Genomic DNA, 11674 nt, shown 5'->3' with positions numbered 1-11674 from the left:
TGTGGCGTTAAATATAAAAAACTCTATATGCAAATTAACGTATTTAATTTACTTATTTTTTAGTTCTATATTTAAATTGTTGATGCATCGATTTATCTAAAACCAATACATGATTATGAAAAACGAATTTAAAGGATTAATTGTACAAGGGGATAAGAAATTTTCTTTAAAAAGCCACAAAACAGATTATACTGGCGGTTATAATAAAGAAAAAGCTAAAGATGCATTGGTGAATTCGAAAATAGAACTCAATCATTTACAGGAGAAATTATATGCATCTGGAAAACATTCTGTTCTGATTATTTTTCAGGCGATGGATGCAGCAGGGAAAGATAGCGCAATCGAACATGTAATGAGTGGACTAAATCCACAGGGATGCCAGGTTTATAGTTTTAAAGTGCCAACCTCTGAAGAATATGAACATGATTTTTTGTGGAGACATTATAAAGCTTTGCCAGAACGCGGTAGGATAGGTATTCATAACCGTTCGCATTATGAGAATGTTTTGGTTTGTAAGGTGCATCCCGAATATGTTTTAAGCGAAAACATCCCAGGTTTTAGTGATGTAAAAAAAATCAATAAAAGCTTTTGGCAGCAGCGTTATAAAAGCATCAAAAATTTTGAGGAACACTTAATGGCCAATGGAACGGTAATTTTGAAGTTTTTTTTAAATGTGAGCAGGGATGAGCAAAAACAACGCTTTTTAGACCGGATAGATGACCCTACTAAAAACTGGAAATTCTCATCGGGTGACATTAAAGAAAGGGCTTTATGGGATAAGTATATGGAAGCCTATCAGGACGCGATTAACGAAACAAGTACACCAGAATCGCCTTGGCATATCATACCTGCCGATAAAAAATGGTTTGCCCGATTGGCAATAAGTGAAATTATTGAAGATAAACTAAAAAGCCTTGATCTGAAGTTTCCTGTTTTGGGTGAAGCAGAAGTGGCCAAACTCGACGAAACAAAAAGTATTTTATTAAGTGAATAAAAAAATGCAGGTCTATAAGCCGGGTTCTGTTTCCTGATTGCTCAGGATTTCTATCATTTATCCACTATAAACGTTGCCGTTTATCTCTAACGACCTACCCACTAACATCGGACGGGCAGCCCTACGTACGTTAGCCTATTTGGTCTTTCAACTCTCGGGGTTTACAAACCACTACAGTCGCCTGTAATGCTCGTGCGCTCTTACCGCACGTTTTCACCCTTATCCCGACGTAAAGTCAAGACGGTATATTTTCTGTTGCACTAATCCGTAATTCAGGTTTTCATTCCTGAACCCCTTTCCGTTAGAAAGCGAGATGCCCTGCGTTGCCCGGACTTTCCTCTCTCTCGATTTTACCCGAGACAGCGATAGAACAACCTGCATTTTGCGCAAAGATGAGGTTTTTTAACCACAAAGGCACAAAGAACACGAAGATTTATCTCCGGCTATCGTCATGCTGAATTTATTTCAGCATCTGTATTAATATTTAAGACCCTGAAATAAATTCAGGGTGACGTACTCAGTAAAAGAAAAATTGCCGAAATAGAAAATAATTAGAATCTGCCTATTTACAATTCTGCAAATCTTTTGAAACCTGCGAGTAGGGTACAAATCCCTGTTTATTGCCAAACGAATTGGTGATGTAAACCATTACCTGTGCTACATCAATATCAGCCAGTTCAGGGAAAGCAGGCATTTTTTCTTTGTATTCCTTGCCGTGGATGATTAGAGATTCGTTTGCCCCGTTTTTGATGAAACAAGCTAAGCGGTTTTTGTTTGTTTTTAAAAATACCGAATCGGTTAATGGAGGTGCAAGCTCACCCAATCCTTCACCATTTTCGCCATGACAATTTTGGCACTTGGCTTTATAAATATCTTTTCCGTTAGACATGTAATTCTGCAGATCGATTGTTTCCTGGTTTTGGCATGATACAATGATGCCTATGATAAAAAGAAAAAAGATGGAGTTGATGATGTACTTGCGCATTGATGTTTTGTTAATAATTAACCACAGATAAGGAAAGACACAGATTTAGCTATTTATCTGTGTTTATCCTATATATCTGTGGTAAAAAAACTAGTTGGTTATAGAGCAAATCATTGGAAATAAATTCTTTATATTTCATGTAGATCCGTGTCTCCGTGGCTAATAGTTTTACTTTTTGTACTCGGCCAATAAAACCGGAATATCCTTTTTCAATTGTTCTACCTGCTCTTCTTTAGTACCATCATAAGCACCGCGGATCCGTCTGTCTTTATCGATTAAAACCAGATATCCTTGGTGGATATATCCATCTTTAGCAGTACTATCTTCGCCAACAGCGACCAAGTAATTCTTTTCTGCCAGGGTATAAACACTGTCTTTACTTCCATAAAGAAACTGCCATTTTGGTCCGTCTACACCTAGTTTTTGAGCATATTTTTTTAAAACATGGGGTTTGTCGTATTTAAAATCGATGGTGTGTGATACAAACATCACATCCGGGTTGGTTTTAAATTCATTGTAAACCGTCATTAGGTTGCGGTGCATGGTAGGGCAGATGGTGGTACAAGAAGTAAAGAAAAAGTCAGCAATGTAGATTTTACCATCTGTTGCCTTATTCGTTGTTACTATGCTATCCTGGTTTAAGAAAGACCAATTTGGAATAGTTTGGTAAACAGTATCAATTTTCTCTATTCCAGCTGCATCTCTAACGGTTTCGGCATGACGTTCGCCATAAAAAGGTAGTTTTCTTTCTTGTTTACAAGCGGTAAATATGGAAACAACCAGCAGACAAGCTGCGATGTAAGCAGTAATTTTATTCATGATTTTATGTTAAAAGTGTAAATATACGAGGTATTCTGTCTAGAACGTTAATTGTTTCTAAAAGTCCGAGGTCAGATGTCCGAAAGTTGGAAGTTCTAACCTTTAAAATGTACGCGTTCCTATCTTCCGACCCCGGACTCCTGACTTAGTTACTTTTAATATATTTCGTCGGCTCTGTCACAAATTTCTGTTTACAGCTTTCCGAACAGAAACTATAAGTAACTTTATTATAAACCGTAGTTTTAGCTGTTTGAGCTTTTACTTTCATTTTACAAACAGGGTCTACCGTTACTTTCTTTGCAGAATCGATCAGGTTAGTTTTTGATCCGTTGATTACTGGTGTCGCATTTGATTTTAATGAAAGGGCTGTTAATCCAATTAGGATTATTGCAAAATTTAATTTCTTCATTTCGAATTGTTTTAAAGTTCAGGGCCGGATGTTCGAAGACCGAGGTTTAGATACTTAAATTGTTAAGCTATATGTCTTCGGACTCCTGACATCTGACTTCCCGACTGTTTTATTTAACTTGATATGCGTTTAGCAATGAATCTGATTCTCTCGTAACCTTGATATAACCATCTTCCACAGCTCTAATTTTCACCATTTCGGATTTATAATAATCAAGATCTTCCTGTGCTGTTTTTCCCTTAAAATCGTCTTTAAAGAAATGCATCCAATCCATCATTTTTTCATCAGCAGCATTTAATCGTATAATTAAATCGTTGATTTTTTGTTTTTGTAGCACCGAATCCTGAGCAAGTTTAATCTGATCTGAAACCAAGAGTTTATCTAATTTCATTTTATTCTTCACTACTTTTTCACCATCAATCATTAATTTATCGTGGATGTTAAGTACTTCCTGGCGTATCGCTTTCGAATCGGGTTCCGCTTTACAAGAAAAGAGAAGCGCTGTTGCTATGCTTAATAACAAAATGTTTAATCTGTTCATCTGCTGTGATTTAAAAATTATAAGTAATTCCAACATAAACCTTCCCGGCACTCATCGGGTGATCGGTTTCTGCTTCCCAGATATTCTTTTGAATACCTGCATTTAACGCCACATTTTTATAAAAAACATCTATGCCTGCACCTCCCATGAGGTTATTCATTACATGTTCTCCGGTTTTTTGGCCCTGGTATTTTTCTCCGCCAGAATATTCATAAAAAAACTGCGCTGATGGCATAACCTGAATATCTTTCCCAATTCTTTGGGTGTAAAAAATATTCAGAAAACTGGTCGTGCTGTTAGCAATACCTTCATCGCGGCTGTTGGTTCCGTTAACCTTGTAAGAGGTATTTAGGCTCGCCCCAAATTTTCCTAAACCTACCATGTAGTTCAGGTATACAAAACCATCGGTACTTCCTGTTCCGGCCTGCATCAGTGAGGAATAACGGATGCCAGCCGTGTTTTTAAAATCGTTTTTGCCTGTGGGTAATTTTATACCGGCCCCGGCAATCAATTGTTGTTTAAAATTACCTTCAAGCTTTTGCACGAGATGATAACCCGCATACAGATTAATATCACCCAGACTGGAAATAGAGGAAGTATATCCATTATAGCGCTCACTATTGGATACATAGGGTAAAATGGCATTGATTTCCAGTTTACTATTGATGAAATATTTACCTCTAACTTCTAAAGAACGGTAAAGTTCATAATCATCTGGATTACCCGCATGGTTGGTTATTGGTGAATCCTGACTTCGCGCTGGGATAAAGAAATTCCCTCCATTCGGGAATAATGAATGCGATTGTCCTTCGTAGCCGTTAAACGAACGGTAACGGTATAAAATGCTGATGCTGTTGCGGTTGTAAGATGGGGTAATGCCCATAAAACAGCCGCAGATATCGCAGGCAAAAACCTGGCCGCTCATGAGTACAAAAATTAAAATCAATAATTTACGACTCGCTGTATAGTGTGTTTTTGATAAATTCATTGTCTGTTAATGTTTTTAAAAATGCCTTGATCTGCTCTTTTTCTGTGGTATTCAAAGGGATGCCATTTTTTAGTTGAACGTCGAGATTTACTGATGCTTTAACGCTAGAATTATAATGTTCCAAAACCTCATCCAAGCTGTAAAAGCGACCATCGTGCATATATGGACTCGTATATTCGATATTGCGTAAGGTAGGCACACGGAACTTTCCAAAGTCTGAAGCTACGCCTGTAATGTGTGAACGCCCTTCATCGGTACTTACCAGATCTAATCCGTTACTGCGGTAAGAAAAATCAGTGAAAAATGGTTCTGTATGGCAGGAAACGCATTTTTCTTTGAACAGGTTGTAACCCGCCAATTCTGCAGAGGTAAAAGAAGTACCACTCTCTTTGCGCATTACTTTATCGTATTTCGAATTTCCTGAAACCAATACTGCGGTAAATTGAGTAATTGACTTTAAAATGAGCTGCGAATTGATTTCTGTTGAACCAAAGGCTTGCTTAAATAAATCAGGATAAGGAGCCGTGTTTTTTAGGAATGCGACGATTGTTTGTATATCAGTACCCATTTCGCAGGCATCTGTAATGGCATTAAGCGGCGAAGTTTCGATGTTTTTTACACCACCATCCCAGAAGAACGCTTTTTGCCAGGCCAGGTTAAAAAGTGGGGGCGTATTCCGTTTTCCCTGGCAATTATTTACGCCATGACTCACTTTATGATCAAGTTGTGTAAAAGCGGCAAATTGCTGGTGGCAGCTTCCGCATGAAACGCTTTTATCTGCCGATAAGCGGGCTTCGTAAAATAATTTCTTGCCCAGTGCAAAACCTGCATTATTTAGTTTATTATCTTCGAAATTGTATACCGGAGCAGGGAAGTTGGCAGGAATCGAAAAGGTAATTTTCTTTTCCTCAGGTGTTACTTCATCTTCATTCTTGCTACAGGCATACATCAACGCAATGCTTAAAAAAAGCATTGCGAAGACAGTTATTTTCCTTAACATTTAGTTGTGAATGTGATCTAAACGAAATAGTCCATTTGCATAATTATTGGCTACAATTACAGAATTTGCCCCACCCATGGTCATATTCAAAGTAGCGAAACTCACATCGGTTTTACCTGTAAATAATGCAGCTGCATTTACAATGAAGTGCATATTCGGTTTGCCATCGGTTCTAATTCGAAGTGGATTTGCCGCATTAATCTCCGTAGCAAAAGTTCTAATGGTATTGTTTGGATCGGTAACGCCACCAATGTGAAAAGTAATTGTATTTCCGGTTGCTGTTGATTGCGGGGAAGTTCCTTCTAATTTAACGAATATGTAACCGCTGTTCCAGGTCCAAAACATACCGTTGACCGGATCTAAAGCACCTGTTTGTGCACCGGCAAAATTACGGGCATAATCTACGCCAATGGTGTATTCAATTTTGGTGTAATCACCCGTTGGTACATCTTTTAGCGTAATATTTGTCGATTCATCTTTCGAAGCATCGATTAAAAAATAACTTTCCGGAATGAGATAAGTGGTTCCGTCAGCTTTGCTTAATTTGATATTGCTTACATAGTATTTAAATACATTAATCTTAAAATCTTCGCCTTTGGCATTTTTGTAAGTTGTGGTGTTTAAAATCAAAGGACTTCCATTTACCTGATTTTCAAATTCAATAGAGAAAGTAGATTTGGTATCTGCGGCAACTTCGTCGGTATTTTTTTTACAAGAAGATAATAATATAATAGGGCATAACAATGCCAGAAAGTATTGTGATAATTTCATTTTATGAAAATTGGATAAGTAAAAATTAATTTGCTGTCATTCTGAATGTAATGAAGAATCTCTGGCATTTAGTAGAAATTGGCATTACAGAAAATGGCAGGCCTAATGGTTGTTATAAATGAGATTCTTCGCTTCGCTCAGAATGACAGATAGCCATACTTTGCAATAGCATAAGCTTTCGCATAAAAAACAATAAAAAAGACTTAAGCTGTTTTCGGTGGATGAAAAATGGAAATGGAAAGATCTTTAACCGGTTTTTCGATGTAAAGATTTTCGGAAGTGATGATGAAATAAGGAAGATGGTGGTTTAATGCAATAGTCTGAAATCTTGGTTCAGCCTCTACAACTCTTTTCAGGTTTTCCTGAGCCTGTTTGTTTTTACCCTCAAGCTCTTTTAGTTTTTTAGCCAGGAAACATTGTCCATCACAATGTAATTCTGGATGTTCTTTATTAATACAAAATACACTTGTGATGTATTCTTTGTTCATTTTATACCCAGAATAGATTACCAATTGCATGCCGCCGTTAGAAACGGTACATGTAATGATAAGATATATTAAGATTTTTTTGAACATGGTATTGCGCTGCAAAAGTATTAAAGAAATTGGTTGCAGCAAAGAAAAATATATAGATTAATTTAAACACAGATTTTCACAGATAAACACAGATAAAAATATTGGAATTCCGTTTTTTTTTTGCCACGGAATTACAAAGGACACAGAAAATTTATTATTCGCACTTTTTCAGCAACTAAATCCTATAATTTCACCTGTGTTTTTAGTTCATCAGATTTTTATTTATCTTGCATTACACAAAAAATGAAACCTATGAAATTATTTAAAACTATCGCATTGATGATGGCATTATCCTCATGTGCCAAAAAAGAGGTACCAGATGTACCACCTACTTTTAACGATCCAAATTGGACTAGGATAGAAATTGTTGAGGGAAAAGAAGCCCATGCCGTTTATGGGAGTATTGATGATACATTAATGGTATCTACACTCACTGAAATCTATCAAACAACCGATAAGGGCAGAACCTGGCAAAAAACTAAAGTAAATCATCAGCCTATTTATGGTTTTCTGTCAGTTAGGGATACCATTTTTGCTTTAGAAGCAATTAGCCTGAAAGATAAAGCAAATCAGCGATTAGCAACTTTTAGTCAATATTTTAGCTTAGATAAGGGCTTTACCTGGGAGCGATGTTCTAAATATGATATATCAGAGAAACGATCTCAAGAATATGCAACCACTTTTTTAGATAACGAGGTTAAAATAAGAATAAAAGAGAATTTAGAGCCCATTAATGGCAATCCGAATCATAATTATATTTTGAAAAGTGATATTGAGGTTTTTAAAGATGGAACTTCAAAAATAATTCAGGTTCCGTTTGAGAATCAGCTTACCAATGTACATGTAGATAAATCGGGAAGGCTTTATGTTTCTGCAACAAGAAGTATTCACGATAAAAAGACTGGTAAATCTTTCTCTGCTGAAAAAAATGAGCCCGCCATTGTTTACATTTCTAAGAAAAATATAAAGCAGTTGATTGATTAAAAGTAGAATGTAATTGCCATGCTGATCTGATAGCTATCGGATCAGCAAGGCGGCACTAAACAAAAAAACACAGATGAAAATAATTCATCTGTGTTTATCTTTATATCTGTGGTTAAAATTCCATTTATGCCTGCAGATCAGCCATTACTGCTTTGATTTTATCATCAAGTTGTGCGTTAACGTTGTCAAAATCTTTTCTGTCTGCTAAAGGTGCATTTACGCTACAGTAGAATTTAATTTTCGGTTCAGTACCACTCGGGCGGGCTGAAACAATGCTGCCATCTTCAGTAATAAACTGTAAAACATCAGAAGTTGGGTAATCCAGTTTGGTTACTTTTCCGGTTGTCAAATCAGTTTCCTGACTTAATTCGTAATCTTTCAGTACTGAAACTTTCGAACCGCCCAATGTTGCAGGAGGGTTTTCCCTAAATTTAACCATCATGGCTTTAATTTCTTCAGCACCTGATTTGCCTTTTTTAGTTAATGAAACTAAATCTTCTTTATAAAGGCCATATTCTACATACATATCTAACAATGCATTGTATAAACTTGCGCCCTTATCTTTATAATAAGCGGTCATTTCAGAGATAAAAGCCGCAGAAACTACCGCATCTTTATCACGTACCAAATCGCCGATTAAGTAGCCGTAACTTTCTTCACCACCACCTATAAAGTATTTTTTACCTTCCAGTTCTGTCATTAACTGACCGATGTATTTAAACCCAGTTAAGGTATTGTAGTAGGTTACATTTTTCTTTTTGGCAATTTCTTCGATCAGGTTAGAGGTTACAATGGTTTTCACAATAAACTGATTGCCATCTAACTTGCCGCTGTCTTGCCAGGCTGATAACAGGTAATTGATTAATAAACTGCCTGTTTGGTTACCATTAAGCAATACCCATTCGCCATTATTATCTTTTACTGCAATACCTACACGGTCTGCATCAGGGTCGGTAGCCAAAACTAAATCAGCATCAATTTCCTTTGCTTTGTTCATCGCCAAGGTCAATGCGTCTTTTTCTTCCGGGTTAGGATACACCACGGTAGGAAAATTTCCATCTGGTGTGCTTTGTTCTTCAACCAGGGTTACATTTGTAAAACCAAACTGAGCCAAAGCTTTTGGCACCAGGGTAATCCCAGTCCCATGGATAGGAGAATATACAATTTTTAAATCGTGCTGTCTTTTAATGGCTTCCGGAGAAATCGAAAGTGCAGTGATTCCATCTAAATACAGTTTATCTACATCTTCTCCAATCAGTTCGATATTCGACTCAACACGGTCGAATTTAACTTCGTCGATACTTTTAATCTTATTTACTTCATCGATCACCAATTTATCATCAGGAGAAGTAAATTGACCACCATCTGCACCATAGGCCTTATAACCGTTATATTCTTTAGGATTATGCGAGGCCGTTAGCATTACACCGCTTTTGCAACCAAAGTGGCGCACAGCGAAAGAAAGTTCTGGTGTTGGTCTTAATGCAGAGAAGAAATAAACATGGATGTCGTTTGCTGAGAAAACATCTGCTGTAATTTTAGCAAAATAATCAGAGTTGTTGCGACTATCGTGCGCAATAGCAACCTTGATTTTTTCATGAGGGTACTTGTTGTTCAAATAATTGGCCAATCCTTGTGTAGCCGTACCAATAGTGTATTTGTTTATCCGGTTAGAACCCGCACCCATAATGCCACGTAGGCCACCCGTTCCAAACTCTAAACTTCTATAAAATGCATCTGATAATTCGGTAGTTGCATCTTTATCTACAAGGGCCTGAATTTCTGCCTTGGTATTTTCATCATAATTTCCACTTAACCACTGATTAATTGTGGCTTGTGTTGATTGGTCAATTGCCTGCATTGAGCTGTTTTTTAAATTTAATATCTGGTGTTGAACAAATTTTATTGAATGATGTTTGGTTGAAACGCATTTATTTCAGCCCATCCAAATTTTATTTTGTTGAGGGTGTTGCTTTTAAGCTGCTTTTGTTTAATTTCACGCCCCGATACAATAATAAAAGAAAATTACATATTCTAGTATTTAAAATTGAAACCATCATAATTTTCTATAGCCAAAAGTAAATAAATAAATTATGATAGCTTCATTACCGTTAAACAATAAGTAAGTAAATGAAAATATTAAAATTTGGGGGTACCTCTGTAGGTAGTCCTGAGCGCATGACGAAGTTGTTGGATATCGTTAATCCAAATGAAGAGCAGATTGTAGTATTATCAGCCGTGTCTGGTACTACAAATAGTTTAGTAGAAATTGCAAATTATTTTTTAGCTGGAGATAAGAAGAAGGGAAGCGGGTGCGTCGAAAATCTATACCATAAATATAAAGCTTTTGTTGTTGAATTATTACCTGCTGCCGAATTTCAGGAGCAGGGAAATGAAGTGATCGATTATCACTTTGGTTTCTTAGCTGGCTTAGCGAACGATATTTTTACTTCAATTGAAGAGAAAGTAGTGTTGGCCCAGGGAGAATTGTTATCTACAACTTTATACCATATTTATTTAAAATCGATCGGCGTACCATCAGTATTATTGCCTGCTTTAGATTTCATGAAAACGGATGAAGATAATGAGCCTGATATTCCTTTTACCACAAAACATTTAATGCCTCTTTTGGAGCAGCATAAAGACAATAAATTATTTATCACGCAAGGATACATCTGCCGTAACAGTTTTGGCGAGATAGATAATCTACGTCGCGGTGGTAGTGATTATACTGCATCGTTGTTAGGTGCAGCAATTATGGCGGAAGAAGTTCAAATCTGGACGGATATTGACGGCATGCACAATAACGATCCACGTATTGTTAAAGGTACTAAACCAATTGCACAGTTATCTTTTGATGAAGCAGCGGAGTTGGCTTATTTTGGCGCAAAGATTTTGCATCCTCAATCGGTTTTTCCAGCACAGAAATATAAAATTCCGGTTCGTTTGTTAAACACGATGGAACCTTCAGCTGCAGGTACTTTGATTACCCACGATAGCGAAAAAGGAAAGATCAAATCCATAGCAGCGAAAGATGGCATCACAGCAATCCGTATCCAATCGAGCCGTATGTTGTTGGCTTATGGTTTTTTACGTAGGGTTTTTGAAGTTTTTGAGCGTTACAAAACACCGATCGATATGATTACAACTTCTGAGGTTGCCGTATCATTAACCATTGATGAAACAGCTCATTTGCCGCAGATTATTGAAGAGCTGGAAAGTTTCGGAACAGTAGAAGTAGATACCGACCACAGCATTGTGTGTGTAGTAGGCGATTTCGGTTCGGAGAAGCATGGTTTCGCAAGCAGGGTTTTAGAAGGTTTAAAACACATTCCGATCCGTATGATTTCTTACGGTGGAAGCAACTATAACGTTTCGCTTTTAATATTAAGTGAGTATAAAACCGAAGCTTTAAGAAGCCTGCACAATAGATTATTCGAATAAGAGGAAAAAAGCGCCGATTATTACCAGCAATCCGATAAGAAAGTGAAAAGCCAGAAAGCTTGCCGGTAGCAAACCGTTTTTATGTTTTTTGTAAGAATTATACAATCCTGCAGAAAGGATAAGAATAATAAATATGGCGGCTGCTATCTTCATTTTTTGATAAA

12 protein-coding genes and 1 other RNA gene are annotated in these 11674 nt (G+C 36.9%); 3 read left to right on the top strand and 10 right to left on the bottom strand.

The genetic code is table 11. The annotated features are described in order from the left end of the window. Positions 1 to 115: 115 nt before the first annotated feature. Positions 116 to 994, top strand: a complete 879-nt coding sequence (locus ACTJKN_RS01210) for a polyphosphate kinase 2 family protein (protein WP_440821939.1) — start codon at positions 116 to 118, stop codon at positions 992 to 994. Here the strand turns inward: ACTJKN_RS01210 and rnpB are convergent. The 9 genes from rnpB to ACTJKN_RS01165 form a co-directional block, all read right to left on the bottom strand. Continuing rightward, positions 994 to 1376: RNase P RNA component class A (gene rnpB / locus ACTJKN_RS01205), an RNA gene on the bottom strand. The two genes, ACTJKN_RS01210 and rnpB, sit on opposite strands and share 1 nt — an antisense overlap. Positions 1377 to 1556: 180 nt before the next feature. After that, on the bottom strand, positions 1557 to 1979 hold the full coding sequence (locus ACTJKN_RS01200) for a c-type cytochrome (protein WP_440821937.1): 423 nt from the start codon (positions 1977 to 1979) through the stop codon (positions 1557 to 1559). Between the two features lie 168 nt (positions 1980 to 2147). Further along, positions 2148 to 2798, bottom strand: coding sequence for an SCO family protein (locus tag ACTJKN_RS01195; RefSeq protein WP_440821935.1), 651 nt, complete (start codon positions 2796 to 2798; stop codon positions 2148 to 2150). A gap of 145 nt (positions 2799 to 2943) precedes the next feature. Continuing rightward, entirely contained in the window at positions 2944 to 3207 is a 264-nt protein-coding gene (locus tag ACTJKN_RS01190; protein WP_440821934.1) for a YHS domain-containing protein, read from the bottom strand. A 109-nt stretch (positions 3208 to 3316) separates the two neighbouring features. After that, positions 3317 to 3748: a hypothetical protein gene (locus ACTJKN_RS01185; RefSeq protein WP_440821932.1), complete on the bottom strand. Its 432-nt coding sequence runs from the start codon at positions 3746 to 3748 to the stop codon at positions 3317 to 3319. A gap of 10 nt (positions 3749 to 3758) precedes the next feature. After that, entirely contained in the window at positions 3759 to 4736 is a 978-nt protein-coding gene (locus ACTJKN_RS01180) for a transporter (protein ID WP_440821930.1), read from the bottom strand. After that, a complete protein-coding gene (locus tag ACTJKN_RS01175; RefSeq protein WP_440821928.1) occupies positions 4699 to 5709 on the bottom strand; it encodes a cytochrome-c peroxidase in 1011 nt (336 codons plus the stop codon). Before ACTJKN_RS01175 ends, ACTJKN_RS01180 begins: the two co-directional genes overlap by 38 nt. A gap of 27 nt (positions 5710 to 5736) precedes the next feature. After that, complete coding sequence (locus ACTJKN_RS01170; RefSeq protein WP_440821926.1) at positions 5737 to 6507, bottom strand: MbnP family protein; 771 nt, start codon at positions 6505 to 6507, stop codon at positions 5737 to 5739. A 203-nt stretch (positions 6508 to 6710) separates the two neighbouring features. After that, the gene (locus ACTJKN_RS01165; RefSeq protein WP_440821925.1) at positions 6711 to 7082 is read right to left on the bottom strand and encodes a hypothetical protein; all 372 of its coding nucleotides are present in this window, start codon (positions 7080 to 7082) and stop codon (positions 6711 to 6713) included. Positions 7083 to 7334: 252 nt separating this feature from the next. Here ACTJKN_RS01165 and ACTJKN_RS01160 point away from each other — a divergent pair, with 252 nt between their 5' ends. Next, positions 7335 to 8066 carry a hypothetical protein gene (locus tag ACTJKN_RS01160; RefSeq protein WP_440821923.1) on the top strand — a complete coding sequence of 244 codons (732 nt, stop codon included), beginning with the start codon at positions 7335 to 7337 and terminating at the stop codon, positions 8064 to 8066. A gap of 124 nt (positions 8067 to 8190) precedes the next feature. On the opposite strand, the gene ACTJKN_RS01155 is transcribed toward ACTJKN_RS01160, so the two are convergent. Further along, the gene (locus tag ACTJKN_RS01155) at positions 8191 to 9927 is read right to left on the bottom strand and encodes a phospho-sugar mutase (protein ID WP_440821922.1); all 1737 of its coding nucleotides are present in this window, start codon (positions 9925 to 9927) and stop codon (positions 8191 to 8193) included. 269 nt (positions 9928 to 10196) lie between these two features. On the opposite strand from ACTJKN_RS01155, the gene ACTJKN_RS01150 reads away from it, so the two are divergent. Next, complete coding sequence (locus ACTJKN_RS01150) at positions 10197 to 11510, top strand: aspartate kinase (RefSeq protein WP_440821920.1); 1314 nt, start codon at positions 10197 to 10199, stop codon at positions 11508 to 11510. Positions 11511 to 11674: the final 164 nt, after the last annotated feature.

Origin of the sequence: Pedobacter sp. 22163 (genome assembly GCF_052045595.1) — a bacterium.
Lineage (GTDB): Bacteria > Bacteroidota > Bacteroidia > Sphingobacteriales > Sphingobacteriaceae > Pedobacter.
Note: the sequence above shows the minus strand (reverse complement) of the source record. Positions and strands in the feature narration are given on the sequence as shown.